We start from the raw sequence: 20188 nt of genomic DNA on the forward strand, positions 1-20188 counted from the left end.
GGTGGGTTCAGACACGGGTCACTTCTCGATGGAAACTTCGGGCTCCGCCGGGTCAACTCTCAACGGAAATCAACACCCAGGACGCCGACAGCGCTGACAACGATCTCGACGCCGGCTCCATCAAGCGGCATCAGCACAACTTTCGAGGCCTTCAGCATGCCGTCGAGCTCCTGCTGGCTCGGCATCGGAGCCCCGCCGACGAACTCGCCGATGGTCCGGGTCATGAGGTCGACCTTGCGCAGGGTGGCGAACAGGTTCGAGACCTCGATCGTGCCGATATAGCTCATGAGCAGGATCGGCAGGATCAGGGCGAATTCGAGAAGGGCGACTCCTTCCTCGGCGCGCCCGAAACGTCCGGGGCAAGGCTGCCACCCACGCCGGCCGAGCGCGCGGCCCCACGGTCCCCGATGCGGGACGAACGGGGATCGCAGCCGCATCGTCAGCAGACGACCGGGCCGGTGGACCGCCGTCCCAGGGCGACCACCGCGGAGGATTGGATCAGCCGGCTGCCGTCGGCGAAGACGGCAAGGCCCGCTACGATGTTGTGGAAGTTCTGCTGGGCGATGGCCGCCTGCAGCACGACGACACGGCTATCCTGGCTGCAGCCATGGACTGTACCGAAGCCTGCACGCCACGCCTTCGCGGCCGAATCCACGGGGCTGAAGATGCTGACCGCTGCGAAGTCCGAGTAGTAGGTGAAGTCGACCTTGAGGCGGTCGCAATTGATGAGACCTCCGCCGCGCTGGCAGATTTCCGTGCGGACGTTTTCCGCCGTCGACGATGAGGACGCGCCGGCATCCGTGTAGAAGACCCTCACCGCCGAATGGACGGCGTTGTCGAGCACCGCGCTGGTCCAGTAGTTCAGTCCGACTTCCAGGACGAGCAGAAGCAAGGTGATCAGCGGAAAGACGACGAGGGCGAACTCGACCGCCGTCGCTCCCCGATCATCCTCGCCGAAGCGGAGGCGGCGGGCAGCGCGGGAGGACGGACTGGCCGTGACTTCCGGATTGCCGAACGGGTCGCCCACCCCACATCGCTCCTTCACGCGACGGCATCTCCGCCGGAACCTCTGCGTGGATTGAATTCTACATACGGATTCTTTGGGTTTCCTTACGACGAACGTCCAATGTCACCCGGTGAGCGCACAATATGCGGTCGTCCTGCAGCCGCGTCTGGCTCCGCCCACAGGCCGGTATGCGCATCAGCCGCGGATGAATCCTTCAGGGCCGCCTCGATGATGCGTGCATATTCCGCTTCGGCCACGCCGTAGCTGTCGCCGGCCGCGGCCTGCAGCTTCTCGCGATCGACGATGCGAATATGCGAGCGCCGCGCTTTGATCATGCCGGCGCCTTCGAGGACGTGGATCGTCGTCGTCACGCCTGGCCGACGTACGCCGAGCATGATCGAGAGGAATTCGTGCGTGAGCGGGAACTCGTCGCCGTCGATACGGTCGTGGCACATCGTGAGCCAGCGGGCGAGCCGCTCCTCGAGATTGTAGCTGCTGTTGCAGAGTGCGGTCTGCGACGTCTGGATCTGGAAGGCGTGGACGTAGCGCAGGAGGAGCCGGCGCAGGGCGGCATGGCGGTCCACTGCCTCGTCGAACGCGGCACTCGTCAGCCTCAAGGCCGTGCCGTCGACCTGGACGAGGTTCTCGTGAGGCGTGCGATCGACCCCGAGGAGCAACGGGACTCCGACGAAGCCCTCGTTGCCGACGAGCCCGATCTCGATGCGGCGGTCCTCCGGCGTATTGGCGATTGCGGAGACGATGCCGCTTTCGACGAACCAGACCGACCGAATCGGCTCGCCGGGTCGAACGAGAACCTCGCCGGGTTTCAGTGGCACCGGTTCGAGCTGGTCGCACAGGGCGTCGAACAGGTCTGGTGTCAGCGCGGCCAACAGGCGGTTGCGGAGGTTCTTGTGCGAGGGAATCACGCTCGTACCGTCGTCGTAATGGACGGCACCGGAACAGGGCCGCATGAAGTGAGGCCGCCAATAGAGCCACGAACGGGCCGGCCCATGCACTAACTTGTGTTCGATGTGAGAATTATCAGTCTTTGTACGGTATAGTACCCTTAATTCCGGCTGCTGTATTTCTCAACCGACGCCGTTCCCGTTGCCTGCGAAGGGGACCGTCAGGACGAGTTCGCCGGCTTCGTCCGTGATCTCGAAGGAGAACCGGTTCCAGCGCCGCATGTCGCCGTAGGTTTCCGGACGACCGAATATGTCGTCGATCGTCGCCTGTGCGATCCGAAGGATCTCGGCGATGTCCTGCGCCTCGTCGCCCTCGGGATCTTCGATCAGGGTCCCTCTGTCGCGCAGGTTCAAGAAGTAGCGGGGCATCGCGCAGACCAGTGCTTCCGGCGCCGCCTGTCTCGTAGCTAGTCCCGAGGGCACGCTACCCATTCAAATGGGATGACCATCAGGCAGGTTCCTTGAGGATCGGCCACTTCGAAAGCCTGCCCCTGCATGGAGTGGCGGCCAAGCTCCGCATCCATCATGAAGCCGGCGATGGTCCTGCGAGCCTCGGAATGGACCGCCCCCAAATCAGGCAGATCGATGCCGAACTCGTCTCGATCCAGTGTTCTCCCATCGCGGATGTGGAAAAAGTACTGAGGCATTCAGATTCCTCGGTTGACCGCTAAAGCCAATCAGGCGCGCGTCTTTTCGCTAAATGCATCAAGCGCTGCCGTAGAAGAGATACATGGGTTTTTCGGAATTTCTCTATCACATCATCGTAAAGTACGATATAGTACATTTTCGTACTTTCTAGCCCATTTTTCTTGATGTGTTTTCTATGCGATACGGGCATCCATCGTAAGCCGGGCAGGACGGGCAACCGGCTATGAAGCGTATTGCTTGCCTTTGCCTCAGACTGGCGGAGCCGTGCGGGTTCTCACTGCACAACCTGACGTGCGTAACCGGCTCCTGGCCACGCTCTCTCAGTCCGACTTCGCCCTATTGCAGCCCGATCTCGAGCGACGATCGCTCGAGCAGGGCGAGGTGATCGAGCGACCCGGCATATCCATCGATCAGGTCTTCTTTCCGGAACCCGGCATGGTTTCGGTGGTGGCGCATACCTTGACCGGCATGACGCTGGAAGCCGGAGTGATCGGTCCGGAGGGCGTGACCGGCCTTCCCCTCCTCCATGGGGTCGACCAATCGCCCAACGAGGTCCGCGTCCAGATCCCTTGCCGTGCCCTTTGCCTTCCGGCAGAGGCCTTGGTCCGGGCTTTACGCTCCAGCCGCCCGCTCCACGACCACCTGCTGCGGTTTGCCCATGCCTTCCAGGTGCAGCTCGCGCAGACGGTGGTGTGCAATGGCCGTCTGACGATCAATGAGCGCCTCGCCCGGTGGCTGCTGATGTGCCACGACCGGGCCGACCGGGAGGATCTACCGCTCACGCACGAGTTCCTCTCCCTCATGCTCGGCGTGAGGCGCCCCGGGATCACCACGGCGCTTCAGGTGCTGGAGGGAGCGGGGGCGCTCAAGATGCGCCGGGGCGTCATCGCCATCCGTGACCGCACAGTGCTCACCGAGGCAGCCGGTGACGGTTACGGCACGGCGGAAGCCGAGTACGAAAGACTATTCGGCAGGTCCTGACCGAAACGCCCCGCACCCCAACCGTAATCGGAAAGGAGGTTGGGAGGAAGTCGAGCGCTCCGACCGCCAAACAGCGCAGCGAAACCATGACATATGCGTGTTGGAATGTACGGCGACGTACATTAAATCGAGTCATTGCAGCTTTTTGCCGCATCATGGATTTATAGAATATGTATGCTGGTGGCTGAGCCACGGTTCGCGGAGACCTGACGCATGGAGAGCAGCCAGGGCACCCGGCCTCTGTTGAATGCCGCGCTTCTGGGCGCGGTCATTCGCGAGAAGAAGGCGGCCCCGCAGAAGGACATCGTGCGCCAGGGCCAGATCCCGCAGGTGGCGCATCTTCTCATGGCCGGTCATACCTGCCGCTACCGGATGCTCGGCGACGGAAGCCGCCAGATCACTGCGATCCTCGTTCCGGGAGACATCTGCGACCTCGAAGCCGCCCTCGGCGGCCGCGCCAATTACGGCGTCGCGGCCCTGACCCATTGTACGGTGGGCGAGATCCCGCTCCACATGATCGCCAATCCCGCCGCGAACGACCACGGGATCGCCGAGGCGATCTGGTCCAACCTCCTGCGCGACGAAGCCATCGCGCGCGAGTGGATGGTCGGTCTCGGCCGGCGCCCTGCCCTGCAGCGGATGGCGCACCTGTTCTGCGAGTTGCGGGTGCGTCTACGCCATGTCGGTCTCGCCATCGACGATGCTTTCGACATGAGGGTCACTCAGTCGGAACTCGCCGACGTCCTCGGCTTGTCCTACGTGCACGTGAACCGCGTGCTTCAGGAACTGCGCCGCGGCGGCCTGATCCGGATGTCGGGCGGCGTTCTCGCAATCCTCGACGTGGCGAGACTTGAACAAATGGCCGATTTCGATCCCTCGTATCTGAGGTCTACCTTTTCGCGGGCCGCCTGATATCCCGCCTCGGCAATCTTGACTAAACTCAATATCAAATCTGCATTTCATCTCACCGAGCAAATTGATTTAAGTTGATTTGCAATAATAGCCAAGCTTTGATTAACATATATTTATCAATATTATCTGTGTACATCAGCTTACGTTAAAGACCCTCCCAGCTTCTTCATTGATGCTTGCCTCATCGCTCTATAGGAGCACCGGGACGGCAGGATGCGAGACGCTGAGCGGGGCACGGTTCTCATCACGGGCGGCGCCGGATTCATCGGCCGCCACCTGGCCGAGGCGCTCCTCTCCGCAGGATATGCGGTTCGCGTCCTCGATAGCCTCATCGAGCAGGTTCATGGCGCCGCCCGAGCGGCCCCGCCGCTCCCGTCAGAAGTGGGTCTGATCGAAGGCGACGTGCGCAATCCGGCCGTGGTGGACCGGGCCCTCGCCGGCGTCACCCACGTCGTCCATCTCGCGGCTGAAGTCGGCGTCGGGCAGAGCATGTACGCGGTCGATCGCTACGTCTCCGTCAACGATCATGGCACGGCGGTGCTGTTCCAGGCGCTGATCGAGCGCCCGGTCAAACGGGTCGTCGTCGCCTCGTCGATGAGCATCTACGGCGAAGGGCTCTACCGCACGGCCGGCGGCGACGTCGCCGAGGGGGTCCGAAGGCCGGGCCAGCTGGATCCGGTCGATGCCGACGGCCGGGCCCTCGTGCCGGCGCCGACACCCGAATGGAAGGCGCCGACCCTCGCCTCGGTCTACGCCCTGACCAAGTACGTGCAGGAGCGGCTCACCCTCACCCTCGCCCCCGCCTACGGGATGGAGGGCGTCGCGCTGCGTCTCTGGAACGTCTACGGCCCGGGCCAGGCCCTCTCGAATCCCTATACGGGGGTGCTCGCGATCTTCGCCTCGCGGCTTCATAACGGCCAGCCGCCGATGATCTTCGAGAACGGCCTGCAGCGGCGCGACTTCGTCCATGTCGAGGACGTGGTCCAGGCTTTCCTCCTCGCCCTGGAACACCCGGCCGCCCCCGGCAACGTCTACAATGTCGGCAGCGGCGAGGACCGCACCGTGCGCGAGGTGGCGCAGCTGCTCGCCCGCGCCATGGGCCGCGAGGACATCGAGCCCGAGATCACCGGAAAGGTCAGGGCCGGCGACATCCGCCACTGCATCGCCGACATCACCCGCATCCGCTCGGAGCTCGGCTACGCGCCCCGGCGCGACTTCTCGGAGGGACTCGCCGAGCTCGCCGCCTGGGTGGCGCAGCAGCAGGCCCTCGACCTCGTCGCCGAAGCCCGGGACGCCCTGGAGAAGCGGGGCCTCGTGGCATGAGGGAGATGACCACCTCGTTGCCGCCCTCCCCCGTGCCAGCTTCGCCCCGCCCCGATGGTCCGGTCCTGATCACTGGCGGCGCCGGGTTCATCGGCTGCAACCTTGCCGACCATCTCGCCGGGGAAGGCCACGACGTCGTGGTCTACGATTCCCTTGCCCGCGCTGGCGTCGCCGCCAACCTCGAGGGGCTGACGGCGCGCCATCCCCGGCGGATCCGGCCGGTCGTCGCCGACATCCGCGACGAGGCCGCGTTGAGCAAGGTGGTCGAGACGGCCTCGGTGGTGTTCCACCTCGCCGGCCAGGTGGCCGTGACGACGAGCCTCGTCGATCCGCGAACCGACTTCGAGGTCAACCTGGCCGGCACCCTCAACCTCCTCGAAGCCCTGCGCCGAAAGCCGCTGCCGCTCGTCTTCGCCTCCACCAACAAGGTCTATGGCAACCTCGGCGGCATCGCCCTGGAGCGATCCGGCGAGACCTATCGGCCGGTCGATGCGGCCCTTCGTCGGTACGGTGTCGGCGAGGACCGCGCCCTCGACTTTCACACGCCCTACGGCTGCTCCAAGGGGGCGGCCGACCAGTATGTTCTCGACTACGCCCGCAGCTTCGGCGTTCCGGCCGCGGTCCTGCGCATGAGCTGCATCTACGGCCCGCACCAGCTCGGCACGGAGGATCAGGGCTGGGTCGCGCATTTCCTCATCCGTGCCCTGCGGCGCGAGCCGATCTTCGTCTACGGCGACGGCCATCAGGTCCGCGACATCCTCCACGTCGCCGACGCGGTGGCCGCCTACGTTTCTGCCTGGGACCGGATCGGTGCGGTGGCGGGTCAGGCGTTCAATCTGGGGGGAGGCGCGCAGAACGCGGTGAGCCTGCAGGATGTGCTGGCGCAGCTTCCGGCCCTCGTCGGCGCCCCGGTGGATCTTCGCTTCGGTCCGTGGCGCGCCGGGGACCAGCGCTGGTACGTCTCCGACACCCGGCGCGTGCGCGGGGCCCTCGACCTGCCCGAGCCGCTACCCTGGCGCGACGGCCTCGGGGATCTCGCCCGCTGGCTCGGAGGGCGCGAGGACGGCGCTGGCGAACGCGCGTCGCGCCCAGACTTCGCCGGAGCCGCCGGCTGATGCGCGTCGCCCTCGTCAACCCGGCCTGGAGCTACGCGAACAGCATCTATTTCGGATGCCGCGAGCCGCATCTCGCCCTCGAATTCGCCTATGCCAAGGCGCTGCTGGAGGCCCAAGGCCACGAGGTCCTGTTCCTCGACGCCCATCTCAACGGACAGTCTAATGCCGAGGCCGCCGATGCGGTGGCGGCATTCCGCCCCGCCATGACGGCGGTGACGACGGCGCCGACCTACCTGTTCTGGCGCTGCGCCCCGCCCGAATTGCGGGTGCCCCGCGCCTTTCTCGATTCCCTCGACGGCCGCGGCGGCCGCACCGTCGCCGTCGGTCCGCACGGCTCGACGACGCCGGGCGCGACGCTCAGGAAGCTCGGCGTCGACGTCGTGGTGCGCGGCGAGTGCGAGGAGGTCCTGGTCCGCCTGGCACAGGGCGGCCCGCTCGATGCGATCCCGGCTCTCGCCTATCGCGGCGCCGAGGGGGTGACGGTCACCGGCGGCCCGCATGCCGGGCGCTTCACCGATCTGGCGCCCCTGCGTTGGCCTTCTGAGTGGCTCGCCCGCCACACCCATCACCACCACCGCTTCGACTCCGAGCCCGACGGGCCGGGCGCCGAGGTCGAGGCCTCGCGCGGCTGCCCCTATACCTGCAGCTTCTGCGCGAAGATCGATTTTCGCGATGCCTATCGCCGCCGCGACCTCGCCCATGTGCTCGCCGAGATCGACGGGCTGATCACGCAGGGCGTCACCTACGTCTACTTCGTCGACGAGATCTTCCTGCCACAGAAGCCGCTGCTCGAGGCCCTGGTCACGCGCGACCTGCGCTTTGGAATCCAGACCCGCATCGACCTGTGGAAGCCGGACATGCTCGACCTCCTCGGGGCGGCCGGATGCGTCTCGATCGAGGCCGGCATCGAGAGCCTGACGCCGGAGGGCCGCGCCGCCCTCGACAAGCGGTGCCGCGACAGCACCGAGGACCTCGCCGCGCGGTTGATCCATGCGCGGCGCAGCGTCCCCTTCGTCCAGGCCAACCTGATCCGCAGCGCCGGGGACGACCCCGACCTCGTCTCCACCTGGCGCGACCGCCTGCGCGGCCATGGGGTCTGGGCCAACGATCCGGTGCCGCTCTACCCCTATCCCGGCGCGCCCGATTACCGCCGCCTCTGGGGCGACCCCGACGACGAGGCCTGGGAGCGGGCGCATGCCCATTACCTCGGCCAATTCGACGCCTTCAGCGATATCCAGGAGGAGCGTCCGCTGCCGCTGAGGGAACTGGAGGCCGCATGCGCCGCCTCCTGAACCTCGCCCTCCGCTCGGCGCCGGCGGCGCTGGCGGAGCCTGTGCTGCCCGTCCCCGAGCCTCGCCTGCACGTTCTCATGACGACGGACGCGGTCGGTGGCGTCTGGACCTACAGCCTCGACCTCGCCGCCGCCCTCGTCCGACGGGGAATCCGCACGACCCTCTCCGTCCTCGGGCCGCCTCCGGACGAGAGCCAGGCGTCTCGCGCCGCCGCGATCCCCGGCTGCCGCGTGACGACGATGGGGCTGCCCCTCGACTGGACCGCGTTCGATGCCGCCGAGGTGCGTGAGGCGGGCAATGCCGTCGGCGCCCTGGCGTGGCAGGCGGGGGCCGACCTCGTCCACCTCCACAGCGCCGCCCTCGTCTCCGACAGCATTCCCGTACCCGTCGTCGTCGTCTGTCATTCCTGCGTGGCGACCTGGTGGGAGGCGGTGGAAGACGGACCCCTGCCCGACGACCTCGCCTGGCGCCGTGATCTCGTCGCGACGGGCCTCGCCCGGGCGGACGCGCTCCTCGCCCCGAGCGCCGCCTTCGCCGAAGCGACCGCCAGGGCCTACGACCTCGACGTCCGTCCACGTGTCGTCCGCAACGGCCGCGACTGTCCGGCGTCGCGGGCGGCTTCCCCGAAGCCCGTCATCCTCACTGCAGGGCGGTTGTGGGACCGGGCGAAGAACTTGGCGATCCTCGATCGCGTCGCCGCATCGCTCCCGGTGCCGGTCTTCGCCGCCGGAGCGCTGCAGGGGCCGAACGGCGAGCGTGCCGCGCCGCTGCACGTCACGACCCTCGGCCGCCTCGACGAGGCCGCGATGGCCGAGCAGTTCGCCCGCCGGCCGATCTTCGTCTCCCTTGCGCGTTACGAGCCCTTCGGCCTTTCGGTGCTCGAAGCGGCTCAGGCAGGCTGCCCGCTCGTGCTCTCCGACATCCCGACTTTCCGTGAATTGTGGGGCGGCGTCGCCCGTTTTGTCGGATGCGACGACGAAGCCGATCTGCACCGTGTGATCATCGACTTGCTTGCCAATCCGGAACGGGCACGCGAACTCGGCACCGCTGCCCGCGAGCGGGCCGGGGCCTACAGTCTCGATGCCCTCGGCGACGGTATCGTCGAGGTTTACCGGACGCTCCTGCCGATGCAATCCGGCGAGGCGGCCGCATGAGGATCGCGTATTTCACCCACTCCCTGGCCTCGTGCTGGAACCACGGCAACGCCCATTTCCTGCGCGGGGTGCTGCGAGAGCTCTCGAGTGCCGGGCACGACGTCGAGGCCTATGAGCCGGAAGGAGCGTGGAGCCTTGCAAATCTCCTCTCTGATCACGGCGAGGCCGGTCTCGACGCCTATCGGAGCGCCTATCCCGATCTTTCCTCGCAGGTCTATTCCGACTTCGATGCGGTGGTGGAGCTGGCGGGGGATGCCGACCTCGTCCTCGTCCATGAATGGAACGACCCGGCTCTCGTCGCGGCTCTCGGGAAAGCCCGGCTCCACGGCGCGCGATACACGCTCCTCTTCCACGACACCCATCACCGAGCGGTGAGCGATCCCGCCGCCCTCGATCGCTTCGACCTCGACGGCTATGACGGCGTCCTCGCCTTCGGCGAGGCCCTGGCCGCCATCTACCGCCGCCGCGGCTGGGGCCGGCGTGCTTTCGTCTGGCACGAGGCGGCCGATACCCGGCTGTTCCGGCCGCCCGAGGCGGAGACCGCCCGCGAGGGCGTCGTCTGGATCGGCAATTGGGGCGACGGAGAGCGCACCGCCGAGATCGAGAGCTTCCTCCTCGCCCCGACCCGCCGTCTCGGTCTGCCCCTCGACATCTACGGCGTGCGCTATCCGGACGAGGCCCTGGCGACTTTGGAGCGCTATGGCGCGCGCTACCATGGCTGGGCGCCCAACGCCCTGGCCCCTGCCCTCTTCGCCCGCCATCAGGCGACGGTCCACGTGCCGCGGCGCTTCTATGTCGAGCACCTGCCCGGCATCCCGACGATCCGGGTCTTCGAGGCCTTGGCCTGCGGTATCCCCCTGGTCAGCGCCCCATGGACCGATTCCGAGGGCCTGTTCCGGCCCGGAACCGACTACCTCATCGCCGGGACCGGCGCCGAGGTGGAGGCCCATCTGCGGGCGATCGTGGCCGACCCCGATCTGCGGGCCTCCCTGGCCGCATGCGGCCTCGCCACCGTCTTGGCCCGCCACACCTGTCGGCACCGTGCCGAGGAACTCCTGGGGCTCGTCGCCTTCCTGAAGGCACCTGCTGCGCGGGCCGCCGCACAAGCCGCGAGGATGTCCGCATGAGGATCGCGTTCTACGGATCGAGCCTGCTCTCCTCCTACTGGAACGGGGCGGCGACCTATTACCGGGGTCTGCTCTCCGACCTCGCCCGGCGCGGCCATGCCATCACCTTCTACGAGCCGGACGCCTTTGACCGGCAGAAGCACCGCGACATCGACCCACCGGACTGGGCCGAGGTCCGGGTCTATCCGGCTACGCCGGAGGCGATGCGCGGCGTGGTGGCGGAAGCCGCGGGCGCCGACGTCGTGGTCAAGGCGAGCGGCGTCGGCGTGTTCGATCGGGAATTGCTGGAGGGGATCGTCGCCGCCTCGTCGCCGCAGGCCCTGCGCATCTTCTGGGACGTCGACGCGCCGGCCACTCTCGCCGAGATGCGCGCCGATCCCGGCCATCCGGTTCGCCAGGCGCTCCCAGACCTCGACATCGTCCTGACCTATGGGGGCGGGCCGCCGGTGGTCGAGGCCTATCGCGCCTTCGGGGCCAGGACCTGCATCCCGGTCTACAACGCCCTCGACCCGTCGACCCATCATCCGGTGCCGTCCGAGGAGAGGTTTCGTGCCGGCCTCTCCTTCCTCGGCAATCGCCTTCCCGATCGCGAGGCACGGGTCGAGCAGTTCTTCCTCGATGCGGCCCTGAGGCTGCCCGAACGGAGCTTCCTCATCGGCGGCAGCGGCTGGGAGACGAAGGGCCTGCCGCGCAACGTCCGGCATATCGGCCACGTCTATACCCGCGACCACAACGCCTTCAACGCGAGCCCCGACGCGGTCCTCAATATCGCCCGCGACAGCATGGCGGCCGTTGGTTTCTCGCCGGCGACGCGCGTCTTCGAGGCCGCCGGCGCGGGAGCATGCCTCATCACCGATGCCTGGGAGGGCGTCGAGCTGTTCCTCGAACCCGGCCGCGAGGTGCTGGTCGCCCGCGACGGCGCCGACGTCGCCGAGCACCTGCGTGCCCTCACACCCGAGCGCGCCTCCATCATCGGCCGGGCCGCGCGCGCCCGGATCCTCGACGGGCATACCTATGCGCGACGCGGGGCCGAGGTCGATGCGATCATCAAGGATGCGTCGATCCGGAAGCGCGCGCGGTGCGCCGCGTGACCGGCGAGCGCCTCACCCTGGTGGTGCTCGGCCTGAGCCTGTCCTCGTCCTGGGGCAACGGGCACGCCACGACCTACAGGGCGCTGCTGAAGGCCTTCGCCGAGCGCGGCCACGACGTGCTGTTCCTGGAGCGCGACGTGCCCTGGTACGCCGCGCATCGCGACCTCGTCGCACCGGATTTCTGCCGCCTAGAACTCTATCCTGATCTCGGCGCCATAGAGGATTGGCGAGACGCGATCGCCGCGGCCGATGCCGTCATCGTCGGCTCCTACGTGCCGGAGGGCATCGAGGTCGGCCGCCTCGTCCAGGACTGGGCCACGGGCGTGCGCGCCTTCTACGACATCGACACGCCCGTCACCCTTGCCAAGCTGGATGCAGGTGATGCCGAGTACCTGACACCTGAGCTGATCCCCGGCTACGATCTCTACCTCTCCTTCACCGGTGGCCCGACGCTGAACCGGCTCGAAGTGGAGTACGGCTCGCCCGCCGCCCGCGCCCTGTATTGCTGCGTCGATCCCGACCTCTATCCGGCCACCCGCCGGAAGCCGCGCTGGGACCTCTCCTATCTCGGCACCTACAGCCCCGACCGGCAGCCCGGCCTCGAGACCCTTCTGCTGGAGCCTGCTCGGCGGGCGCCGCACCTGCGCTTCTGCGTCGCCGGACCGCAATATCCGGACGGGTTCGAATGGCCCGCCAATGTCGAGCGCATTCCGCACGTCCCGCCCGCCGAGCATGCCGCCTTCTATGCAAGGAGCCGCTTCACCCTGAACCTGACCCGCGCGGACATGGTCCGCGCCGGCTACAGCCCCAGCGTCCGCCTGTTCGAGGCGGCGGCGACGGCGACCCCTGTCCTCTCCGACCCCTGGGCGGGTCTCGATACGCTGTTCGTGCCGAACCGCGAGATCCTGATCGCCGAAACGGGGAACGACGTTCTGGCCGCTCTCTCGGCCCTGCAGGAGCCGCAGCGGCAGGCACTCGGCCACGCGGCGCGGACCCGCGTGCTCGCCGCGCACACGGCGCGCCATCGCGCCGCCGAGCTAGACGGCCATCTCCGCCACGTCCGGCGCGAGCGCTCCAAGCCGCCGCGTCGGCAGCCCGCCTTCCCGACACACCCTTCCATGGCCTGAAAGGTTTCATCATGCGTAACGGGCAAAGCAGGCAGGTCCTCGTCGCCGGAGGTGCGGGTTTCATCGGCTCGCATCTCTGCGACGCGCTGCTTGCCGACGGCATGCACGTGATCTGCGTCGACAATTTCCACACCGGGCGGATGCGCAATCTCGATCACCTCCGGCGGGAACCGCGATTCGAGGTCATCGAAGCCGACGTGTCGGAGACGCTGCCCGCCCTGCCTAAGGTGGCCCGCATCTTCAACCTCGCCTGTCCGGCCTCGCCGCCGCATTACCAGGCCGATCCCGTCCATACGATGCTCACCAGCGTCGTCGGAACGCATCAGCTCCTCAGTCTCGCGGAGACCAGCGGTGCCCGCTTCCTCCTCGCCTCGACCAGCGAGGTCTACGGCGACCCCGACATGCATCCGCAGCCGGAATCCTACACCGGCAACGTCAACCCGATCGGCCCGCGCGCCTGCTACGACGAGGGCAAGCGCTCGGCCGAGACCCTGAGCTTCGATTTCGAGCGCGCCCGCAGCACCGACATCCGCGTCGCCAGGATCTTCAACACCTACGGGCCGCGGATGCGGGCCGATGACGGCCGGGTCGTCTCCAACGTCGTATGTCAGGCGCTCTCCGGTGAGCCGATCACGGTCTACGGAAGCGGTCAGCAGACCCGATCGTTCTGTTACGTCGACGACCTCGTCGACGGGCTCATGCGGCTGATGGCCTGCAACGGGAAGCTCGCCGGCCCGGTCAACCTCGGCAATCCCGCCGAGATGACCATCGACGAACTCGTGGCTGCCGTCGTGGCGCTGACCGGCAGCCGCTCGCCCGTGGTCACCCGTCCCCTGCCCGTCGACGATCCACGCCGGCGCCGGCCCGATATCGCGCGGGCGAAGGAACTTCTCGGTTGGGCGCCGAAGACCTCGCTCGGGCAGGGTCTCGAGGCGACGATCGCCTGGTTCGCCGACGAGATCGCCGTCAGCGGCACGACGAAGCGGATGGAACCGAGCACCGCCTCCCTCGCGGTCGGCTGAGGGCAGGACCGGAGGGACCGCGGGAGGAACTCATGGACCGCACGAAAGTCAGGGTCGGTCTCGTAGGAGTGGGCAACTGCGCCTCCTCCTTCGTCCAGGGCCTGACCTACTACCGCGACGCGCCCGTGGACGCCCTGGCGCCGGGCCTGATGAACGCGACACTCGGCGGCTATCATGTCGGCGATATCGAGATCGCCGCGGCCTTCGACATCAACGCCCGAAAGGTCGGCCGCGACGTCGCCGACGCCATCCTCGTAGCCCCCAACAACACCGAGCGTTTCGCCGACGTGCCGGCGACGGGCGTCGTCGTGCGGCGCGGCCCGACCCTCGACGGGCTCGGCGCCTACCTTCGCGACGACATCCCGGAATCCTCGGAGCCCGTCGCCGACGTCGCTTCGGAACTCGAAAGGGCCCGGGTCGACGTCCTCGTCTCCTACCTGCCGGTCGGGTCGCAGGCGGCGAGCGAGTTCTACGCCGAGGCCGCCCTCGACGCGGGCTGCGCCTTCGTGAACTGCATTCCCGTCTTCATCGGGTCGGACCCGGCCTGGCGTCGGCGCTTCGAGCGGCGCGGGCTCCCGATCGTCGGCGACGACATCAAGAGCCAGGTCGGCGCCACGATCGTGCACCGCGTGCTCGCCAACCTCATGCGCGAGCGCGGCATTCGCCTCGACCGTACCTACCAGCTCAATTTCGGCGGCAATTCCGACTTCAAGAACATGCTCGAACGCGAGCGGCTGGAATCGAAGAAGCTCTCGAAGACCCGCGCCGTCACCAGCCAGTTCGACGCCGAGCTCGCCCCCGGCAACGTCCATGTCGGCCCGAGCGATCACGTGCCGTGGCTGACCGACCGGAAATGGGCACATATCCGCCTCGAAGGGACGGGCTTCGGCGGCGTGCCGCTCAACATCGAGCTCAAGCTGGAGGTCTGGGATTCTCCGAACTCCGCCGGCATCGTCATCGACGCCGTGCGCTGCGCCAAGCTCGGCCTCGACCGCGGCCTTTGCGGTACGCTGGTCGGCCCATCGAGCTACTTCATGAAGGCGCCCCCGGTGCAGTTCACCGACGGAGAGGCGCGCGAGCGGACCCTGCGGTTCGTGGCCGGCCTCGACGATGCCGAGGGCGCGCCGCCATGAGCGTCCTCCATCTCGCCCGCCACGCCTCCCACGATCGCGTCGCGACGATTCTCTGCGGCCGGATGGCCGGTGTCGGGCTCGGCGAGCGCGGCCTGAGGGAGGCCGCGGCTCTCGCCCGGCGTCTATCGAACGAAGCCGTCGACGCCGTGCTGTCGAGCCCCTCCGATCGCGCCGTGGAGACGGCCAGGATCGTGGCCGAGGCGCTCGATCGACCGATGCGCATCGTCCCGGATCTCGACGAGGTCGATTTCGGCGACTGGACCGGGCGCAGCTTTGCCGAACTCGATGCCGACCCACGCTGGCAGCACTGGAACGAGAGGCGTTCGGACGCTCAAGCCCCAGGCGGCGAGAGCATGGTCGAGGTGCAGGAGCGGGTAGCGAGAGTGATCGAGCGTCTTTCCGGCGCTGCGGGTGGAGCCTGTCTCCTCGTGAGCCATGCCGAACCGATACGGGCGGCTCTCCTCGGGGTTCTCGGCCTTCCCCTCGACGCCTATGGTCGCCTCGCCATCGATCCCGCTTCTCTGTCCTCGGTCGAGCTCTGGCCGGGCGGCAGCCGTGTCCTGCGCTTGAACGAGGTTCCGCCGTTCGGCGAGGACATGACGGCATGAGCGAGACTGGCGAAGCCCTCGGCGCCGGACCCGAGACCGACGACCTGCGCAGTGCCATCGACGCCCTCGCACCGTGGTTCCACAACCTCGAGCTTCGCGGCGTAAGGACCGCGCCCGATCATTTCCTTGGCGACTATCCCGCCTTCAAGTGGCGGCGCTTCGCCGAGGCTCTGCCGGCCGACCTCTCGGGTCGGACCGTGCTCGATATCGGCTGCAATGCCGGGTTCTACGCGCTGGAGATGAAGCGACGCGGCGCTGCGCGCGTCGTCGGAATCGATCCGGACCCGCGCTACCTCGCCCAGGCACGGCTCGCCGCGAGGGTCACGGGCCTCGACATCGAGCTGCGGCAGCTCTCGGTCTACGACGTCGGGGCGCTCGCCGAACGTTTCGACATCGTGCTGTTCATGGGGGTGCTCTACCACCTGCGCCACCCGCTCCTCGCCCTCGACCTCATCCGCGAGCACGTGGCCGGCGATCTGCTGGTGTTCCAGTCGATGCAGCGCGGCTCGATGATGCGCGCGCAACTGCCCCCGGACCACGACTTCAAGCAGGCGGCCCATTTCGCCCTGCCCGGCTACCCCAAGCTCCACTTCATCGAGGAGCGATACGCCGGCGATCCCACCAACTGGTGGGTGCCCAACCGTGCCTGCGTCGAGGCGATGCTGCGGTCGAGCGGGTTCGCGATCCTGGGCCAGCCAGAGGCAGAGGTCTATCTCTGCCGCTGCGCCGGGCCGCCCGCGGGAGAGGGCGCGGTCTACCCGCCGCGACCATCATTTTCCACCGGAGAGGAGCCGGCATGATTGAAGCCGCGATGATCTGGAACGAGCCCAACAACAAGTCGCATTGGGACCCCGAGGTCGATCCCGGCTGGCTCCTGTTCGCCGAGATGGCCAAGGCCGCCGGCCAGGCGATCCGGGCCGTGAACCCGACCCTTACCCGCGTCCTCGGAGGCATCTCGCCGATCGATCCGGTCTTCATCCGCAACATGGCCGACCAGGGCGTGCTCGATCATGTCGACGCCGTCGCCGTCCACGGATTCCCCCTCGACTGGAACCTCTGGCAGATCGGCGAGTGGCCGGCGAAGGTCGAGGAGATCCGCGCGGCCACGCATCTGCCGGTCTGGGTCTCGGAAGTCGGGGTGTCGAGCTTCGGGGCCGAGGAGGTTCAGGCCTGGGGGCTCGGCCGGACGGCCGAGCTCCTGATCGGCCGAGCGCCGCGCATCCACTGGTACAGCCTCTACGACCTGCCGCGCGAATGGGAAGCGATGACCCGCCACCGCGAGGCCGAGGGCTCTTCCTACTACCGGCATTTCTACATGGGCCTTCTGCGCCAGGACGGTACTCCGAAGCCGTCGCTGGAGGAGTTCGCCCGCTACGCGCCCGATCTCGGCATCTGCCAGTGGTTCCATTTCGAGGACCACCGCCTCGACGAGGCGGTGGCCTGGCTGCGGCGGCTCGGCGTCACCCATCTGCGCACCGGCCTGTCCTGGGCCGACCGGTTCCGGCCGGACGCCCTCGCCTGGTTCGACCGGCAGATGGCGGCGCTCGCCGAGTTCCAGGTCACGGTCACATTCTGTTTCACGCCCGAACATCGGGGGCTGATGCCCCACCATACCAGCCCCCCGCTGGTCGCGCAGGAATTCGCCGATTTCTGCGCCGAGATGATCGAGCGCTACGCCCCGCCGCGTCCCGACCGGTCCGGGCGCACCATACCGTTGATTGCGTAACAATCGCGCTCAAGCTGATTCTAGCCAAGCTCAAGCATAAATCCGGAGCGTGAAGCTAAAGCACAGCCATATCCGAGATGAGGCGATGATGTTCCGCGTGGCCGGGAAACAAAGCGTTTCTGCTTCGCGTTGACGGGGCGTCCCGATGACGACGTGTACCGTGACGGTCGCGCGTCGATCCCGGGTTCGTCACGGAAAGCCCTGCATGTTCAGCTTGACCACAACGTCGTCCTATGCGGCGTCCCGGGCCTATCATCCGGATGTCCGCCCATACCGTCCTCGTCCGGATGCGGTTCTCTCCCGTGCGGCGATGACGTTGGCGGCGCTGGTCCTCTCTGGCGGTTTCGCCGCGGCGCAGACGAAGGCGCCGCCGAAGAATGACGGGACGATGCCCCCGATCTCGATCGTCGCCGAAGAGGTCGATGGACGCCTCCAATGCTCGCCCGCCGAACTGCGCCTCCCGGCCGAGACCAACGTGCAGTTCGAGATCGTCAACAAGACCAAGGAACAGGTCACGCTGACGGCGCCGGACATGTTCAAGAATCGCAACGTGCTGCACCACGATGGCGACCTCGTCCACGTGGCGAGCAATGACGGCTACCTGATCAAGCAGGGGGGCAACGGCGTCCTGCGGGTCCGGACCCTGGCCGAGGGCCAGTATCCCTATGGCTGCACGGCCGTCTCCCGGCAGCGTGAGCCTTTCCGCGGAACCCTGACCCTGACTCGCGCCAACCCCTGAGAGCTTTCACTCCCTTCTCTCATCAGGAGACGAGCATGACCGATTTCCCGAAGCCGCCCTTCGACCGGCAGCGCCAGCTCACGCCTCCGGCCCGGGATGCCGACATGGACCCCCGGCCGGATTACGGTGAGACCCGTTACAAGGGTTCCGGCCGGCTCGAGGGCCGCAAGGCGATCATCACGGGAGGCGATAGCGGAATCGGCCGTGCGGTGGCCCTCGCCTTCGCCCGCGAGGGAGCCGACGTGCTGGTGAGCTACTACGACGAGCACGACGACGCCCGCGAGACCTGCCGCCTCGTCGAAGAGGCAGGGCGCAAGGCGGTGGCTTTGGCCGGCGACATCAAGGACGCCAAGCATTGTCGAAGGATCGTGGACGAGGCGGTCTCGGTCTTCGGGCGGATCGACGTCCTCGTCAACAACGCCGCTCACCAGAAGACTTTCGCGGCACCCGAGGAGATCAGCGACGAGGAGTGGGAGGTCACATTCGCCACCAACATCCACGCGATGTTCTACCTCGTGAAGGCCGCCCTGCCGCACATGCGTGCCGGCGGCGCCATCATCAACACCACCTCGGTCAATGCCGACATGCCGAGTCCGCAGCTTCTCGCCTATGCGACGACGAAGGGCGCGATCCAGAATTTCACCGGCGGCCTCGCACAGCTGCTGGCCGAGCGCGACATCCGGGTGAACTGCGTGGCGCCCGGCCCGATATGGACGCCGCTGATCCCCTCGACAATGCCGATGGAGATGGTCCGAGAGTTCGGCTCGCAGGTGCCGATGAAGAGGCCGGGCCAGCCCTGCGAACTCGCACCCGTCTACGTCATGCTGGCGAGCCCGGAATCGAGCTACGTCTCGGGTGCGACCATCGCGGTGACCGGCGGCAAGCCGATCATCTGACCGCGACGAGGGCGGAGCGAGAGCAGGCAGGTCCCGACCGGCGGCATGACGACCGGGTCGCGAACCACGAGGTCGAGACCTGCCTCGAGTTGTTCCCGCTATGACGGAAAGCATTGCAGAAGATAAATTATCACTAGTTATTATCACAGTTTATCGGTTTTAGATAAATTAGAATAAATATAATGTAAAAAACCTATTATTTCAACATAAGTCAATTTTGAACAAAGCATTGGTCGCGCGGTTGAAGGCGGACGGAGCCAAGAACTGTCTCGATTGGCCTTTCATGTGTCGATCGACTGGCCCGCTCTCTCTCAGGATCGTGAGGCAGCCCATGTACTACCATGACAAGCGACTGCAATATCCCGTTAAGGTCGAGAGTCCGGACCCGGTCTATGCGCGTATGCTGCAGCAGGCGATTGGCGGAGTCGAAGGCGAGATCCGGGTCTGTATGCAGTACTTCTTCCAGGCCTGGGGCAACCGGGCGCCGAATACGAAGTACCGCGACATGCTTCTCAACACGGCAACGGAGGAGATCGGCCATATCGAGATGCTCGCCACGGCCGTCGCGATGAACCTCGAGAATGCTCCGACGAAGGTTCAGGAGGCTGGCGCCGCCGACGCGATCGTGGGTGCCGTGATGGGGGGCGAGAACCCGCGCCACATCGCGGAGGGGATGCTGCACAAGCAGCTGCTCTCCACCGGCATGGCCGCGTTCCCGGGCAATTCCGACGGCGTGCCGTTCGACATGTCGCATATCTACGCCAGCGGTAACATCGCGGCCGACATGTATTGCAACGTCGCAGCCGAGGCGACGGGACGGACCTTGGCTGTGCGGCTCTCCCTCGCCACCAATGATCCCGGCATGAAGGACATGTGGAGCTTCCTCATCGCCAGGGATACGATGCATCAGAATCAGTGGCTCGCCGTGATCGAGGATCTCGGCGGCGCCGAGGCGACGCTGCCGATCCCGAACAGCTTCCCGCAAGCCGAGGAAAACCAGCAGTTCAACTACAACTTCTTCGCCACCTCCGCCGACGGTTCGGCGCCGCCGGACGGCCGCTGGACCCATGGCCGCTCCATCGACGGCAAGGGCGAGTTCAGCGTCTTCCTCAACCAGCCGATGGGTCAGGAACCGGTCCTCGGCCCGGCGCGACCCGATAGCGGTGCCGAATCCCAGCAGATCAAGGGCTGATTCGAACGAAGCGGGGGCATCGTCATCGGAGATGGTGCTCCCGCATCGACGCGAGACCGGGCTTACTCAACGGAGCAGCGCCATCTTCTAAGGCAGCCGCCCCGGGAAGCTTCGGAAAGGTTCGGTGCAGA

21 protein-coding genes are annotated in these 20188 nt (G+C 67.0%); 17 read left to right on the plus strand and 4 right to left on the minus strand.

Annotated elements, in window-relative coordinates; all coding sequences use genetic code 11:
* Nucleotides 1-59: 59 nt before the first annotated feature.
* From K2Y56_RS22105 to K2Y56_RS22120, 4 genes are all read right to left on the minus strand, one after another.
* Nucleotides 60-437 (minus strand): TadE/TadG family type IV pilus assembly protein, encoded by a 378-nt coding sequence (locus tag K2Y56_RS22105; protein ID WP_292512867.1) that lies wholly within the window; start codon nucleotides 435-437, stop codon nucleotides 60-62.
* Nucleotides 438-439: 2 nt separating this feature from the next.
* On the minus strand, nucleotides 440-1027 hold the full coding sequence (locus K2Y56_RS22110; RefSeq protein WP_292512869.1) for a TadE/TadG family type IV pilus assembly protein: 588 nt from the start codon (nucleotides 1025-1027) through the stop codon (nucleotides 440-442).
* An 83-nt stretch (nucleotides 1028-1110) separates the two neighbouring features.
* A complete protein-coding gene (locus K2Y56_RS22115; RefSeq protein WP_292512872.1) occupies nucleotides 1111-1977 on the minus strand; it encodes a Crp/Fnr family transcriptional regulator in 867 nt (288 codons plus the stop codon).
* Between the two features lie 117 nt (nucleotides 1978-2094).
* Nucleotides 2095-2340, minus strand: a complete 246-nt coding sequence (locus K2Y56_RS22120) for a hypothetical protein (protein WP_292512875.1) — start codon at nucleotides 2338-2340, stop codon at nucleotides 2095-2097.
* Between the two features lie 570 nt (nucleotides 2341-2910).
* Here K2Y56_RS22120 and K2Y56_RS22125 point away from each other — a divergent pair.
* From K2Y56_RS22125 to K2Y56_RS22205, 17 genes are all read left to right on the plus strand, one after another.
* Nucleotides 2911-3600, plus strand: a complete 690-nt coding sequence (locus tag K2Y56_RS22125) for a Crp/Fnr family transcriptional regulator (protein WP_292512879.1) — start codon at nucleotides 2911-2913, stop codon at nucleotides 3598-3600.
* Between the two features lie 213 nt (nucleotides 3601-3813).
* The gene (locus tag K2Y56_RS22130; RefSeq protein ID WP_292512882.1) at nucleotides 3814-4512 is read left to right on the plus strand and encodes a Crp/Fnr family transcriptional regulator; all 699 of its coding nucleotides are present in this window, start codon (nucleotides 3814-3816) and stop codon (nucleotides 4510-4512) included.
* A gap of 213 nt (nucleotides 4513-4725) precedes the next feature.
* The gene (locus K2Y56_RS22135; protein WP_292512885.1) at nucleotides 4726-5835 is read left to right on the plus strand and encodes an SDR family NAD(P)-dependent oxidoreductase; all 1110 of its coding nucleotides are present in this window, start codon (nucleotides 4726-4728) and stop codon (nucleotides 5833-5835) included.
* Between the two features lie 5 nt (nucleotides 5836-5840).
* Nucleotides 5841-6950, plus strand: coding sequence for an SDR family NAD(P)-dependent oxidoreductase (locus K2Y56_RS22140; protein WP_292512947.1), 1110 nt, complete (start codon nucleotides 5841-5843; stop codon nucleotides 6948-6950).
* Nucleotides 6950-8242 carry a TIGR04295 family B12-binding domain-containing radical SAM protein gene (locus K2Y56_RS22145; protein WP_292512888.1) on the plus strand — a complete coding sequence of 431 codons (1293 nt, stop codon included), beginning with the start codon at nucleotides 6950-6952 and terminating at the stop codon, nucleotides 8240-8242. The genes K2Y56_RS22140 and K2Y56_RS22145 overlap by 1 nt, the downstream gene beginning before the upstream one ends.
* Nucleotides 8227-9396 (plus strand): glycosyltransferase family 4 protein, encoded by a 1170-nt coding sequence (locus K2Y56_RS22150; protein ID WP_292512892.1) that lies wholly within the window; start codon nucleotides 8227-8229, stop codon nucleotides 9394-9396. The genes K2Y56_RS22145 and K2Y56_RS22150 overlap by 16 nt, the downstream gene beginning before the upstream one ends.
* Nucleotides 9393-10523 (plus strand): glycosyltransferase, encoded by a 1131-nt coding sequence (locus K2Y56_RS22155; RefSeq protein ID WP_292512895.1) that lies wholly within the window; start codon nucleotides 9393-9395, stop codon nucleotides 10521-10523. The genes K2Y56_RS22150 and K2Y56_RS22155 overlap by 4 nt, the downstream gene beginning before the upstream one ends.
* A complete protein-coding gene (locus K2Y56_RS22160) occupies nucleotides 10520-11614 on the plus strand; it encodes a glycosyltransferase (RefSeq protein ID WP_292512898.1) in 1095 nt (364 codons plus the stop codon). Before K2Y56_RS22155 ends, K2Y56_RS22160 begins: the two co-directional genes overlap by 4 nt.
* Entirely contained in the window at nucleotides 11602-12741 is a 1140-nt protein-coding gene (locus tag K2Y56_RS22165) for a glycosyltransferase (protein WP_292512901.1), read from the plus strand. The genes K2Y56_RS22160 and K2Y56_RS22165 overlap by 13 nt, the downstream gene beginning before the upstream one ends.
* An 11-nt stretch (nucleotides 12742-12752) precedes the next feature.
* Nucleotides 12753-13763 carry a UDP-glucuronic acid decarboxylase family protein gene (locus tag K2Y56_RS22170; RefSeq protein ID WP_292512904.1) on the plus strand — a complete coding sequence of 337 codons (1011 nt, stop codon included), beginning with the start codon at nucleotides 12753-12755 and terminating at the stop codon, nucleotides 13761-13763.
* Nucleotides 13764-13795: 32 nt separating this feature from the next.
* Nucleotides 13796-14896, plus strand: coding sequence for an inositol-3-phosphate synthase (locus tag K2Y56_RS22175; RefSeq protein ID WP_292512907.1), 1101 nt, complete (start codon nucleotides 13796-13798; stop codon nucleotides 14894-14896).
* Complete coding sequence (locus tag K2Y56_RS22180; RefSeq protein ID WP_292512910.1) at nucleotides 14893-15504, plus strand: histidine phosphatase family protein; 612 nt, start codon at nucleotides 14893-14895, stop codon at nucleotides 15502-15504. Before K2Y56_RS22175 ends, K2Y56_RS22180 begins: the two co-directional genes overlap by 4 nt.
* The gene (locus K2Y56_RS22185) at nucleotides 15501-16304 is read left to right on the plus strand and encodes a TIGR04290 family methyltransferase (RefSeq protein WP_292512913.1); all 804 of its coding nucleotides are present in this window, start codon (nucleotides 15501-15503) and stop codon (nucleotides 16302-16304) included. Before K2Y56_RS22180 ends, K2Y56_RS22185 begins: the two co-directional genes overlap by 4 nt.
* Nucleotides 16301-17230, plus strand: coding sequence for a beta-xylosidase (locus tag K2Y56_RS22190; RefSeq protein ID WP_292512917.1), 930 nt, complete (start codon nucleotides 16301-16303; stop codon nucleotides 17228-17230). Before K2Y56_RS22185 ends, K2Y56_RS22190 begins: the two co-directional genes overlap by 4 nt.
* Nucleotides 17231-17435: 205 nt before the next feature.
* Nucleotides 17436-17969 (plus strand): hypothetical protein, encoded by a 534-nt coding sequence (locus K2Y56_RS22195; RefSeq protein ID WP_292512920.1) that lies wholly within the window; start codon nucleotides 17436-17438, stop codon nucleotides 17967-17969.
* A 35-nt stretch (nucleotides 17970-18004) separates the two neighbouring features.
* Nucleotides 18005-18865, plus strand: coding sequence for an SDR family oxidoreductase (locus tag K2Y56_RS22200; RefSeq protein ID WP_292512924.1), 861 nt, complete (start codon nucleotides 18005-18007; stop codon nucleotides 18863-18865).
* Between the two features lie 331 nt (nucleotides 18866-19196).
* The gene (locus K2Y56_RS22205) at nucleotides 19197-20057 is read left to right on the plus strand and encodes a manganese catalase family protein (protein ID WP_292512926.1); all 861 of its coding nucleotides are present in this window, start codon (nucleotides 19197-19199) and stop codon (nucleotides 20055-20057) included.
* Nucleotides 20058-20188: the final 131 nt, after the last annotated feature.

The sequence above is a fragment of the Methylobacterium sp. genome (assembly GCF_019745455.1).
In the GTDB taxonomy this organism is placed as follows: Bacteria; Pseudomonadota; Alphaproteobacteria; order Rhizobiales; family Beijerinckiaceae; genus Methylobacterium.

Bases quoted from the DNA above. Each gene is read 5' to 3' on its own strand.
- K2Y56_RS22155 (WP_292512895.1), top strand. From the start codon at position 9,393: ATGAGGATCGCGTATTTCACCCACTCCCTGGCCTCGTGCTGGAACCAC.
- K2Y56_RS22190 (WP_292512917.1), top strand. From the start codon at position 16,301: ATGATTGAAGCCGCGATGATCTGGAACGAGCCCAACAACAAGTCGCAT.
- K2Y56_RS22120 (WP_292512875.1), bottom strand. From the start codon at position 2,340: ATGCCCCGCTACTTCTTGAACCTGCGCGACAGAGGGACCCTGATCGAA.
- K2Y56_RS22105 (WP_292512867.1), bottom strand. From the start codon at position 437: ATGCGGCTGCGATCCCCGTTCGTCCCGCATCGGGGACCGTGGGGCCGC.
- K2Y56_RS22130 (WP_292512882.1), top strand. From the start codon at position 3,814: ATGGAGAGCAGCCAGGGCACCCGGCCTCTGTTGAATGCCGCGCTTCTG.
- K2Y56_RS22180 (WP_292512910.1), top strand. From the start codon at position 14,893: ATGAGCGTCCTCCATCTCGCCCGCCACGCCTCCCACGATCGCGTCGCG.
- K2Y56_RS22160 (WP_292512898.1), top strand. From the start codon at position 10,520: ATGAGGATCGCGTTCTACGGATCGAGCCTGCTCTCCTCCTACTGGAAC.
- K2Y56_RS22185 (WP_292512913.1), top strand. From the start codon at position 15,501: ATGAGCGAGACTGGCGAAGCCCTCGGCGCCGGACCCGAGACCGACGAC.
- K2Y56_RS22205 (WP_292512926.1), top strand. From the start codon at position 19,197: ATGTACTACCATGACAAGCGACTGCAATATCCCGTTAAGGTCGAGAGT.
- K2Y56_RS22170 (WP_292512904.1), top strand. From the start codon at position 12,753: ATGCGTAACGGGCAAAGCAGGCAGGTCCTCGTCGCCGGAGGTGCGGGT.
- K2Y56_RS22200 (WP_292512924.1), top strand. From the start codon at position 18,005: ATGACCGATTTCCCGAAGCCGCCCTTCGACCGGCAGCGCCAGCTCACG.
- K2Y56_RS22140 (WP_292512947.1), top strand. From the start codon at position 5,841: ATGACCACCTCGTTGCCGCCCTCCCCCGTGCCAGCTTCGCCCCGCCCC.
- K2Y56_RS22115 (WP_292512872.1), bottom strand. From the start codon at position 1,977: ATGCGGCCCTGTTCCGGTGCCGTCCATTACGACGACGGTACGAGCGTG.
- K2Y56_RS22195 (WP_292512920.1), top strand. From the start codon at position 17,436: ATGTTCAGCTTGACCACAACGTCGTCCTATGCGGCGTCCCGGGCCTAT.
- K2Y56_RS22145 (WP_292512888.1), top strand. From the start codon at position 6,950: ATGCGCGTCGCCCTCGTCAACCCGGCCTGGAGCTACGCGAACAGCATC.
- K2Y56_RS22135 (WP_292512885.1), top strand. From the start codon at position 4,726: ATGCGAGACGCTGAGCGGGGCACGGTTCTCATCACGGGCGGCGCCGGA.
- K2Y56_RS22150 (WP_292512892.1), top strand. From the start codon at position 8,227: ATGCGCCGCCTCCTGAACCTCGCCCTCCGCTCGGCGCCGGCGGCGCTG.
- K2Y56_RS22175 (WP_292512907.1), top strand. From the start codon at position 13,796: ATGGACCGCACGAAAGTCAGGGTCGGTCTCGTAGGAGTGGGCAACTGC.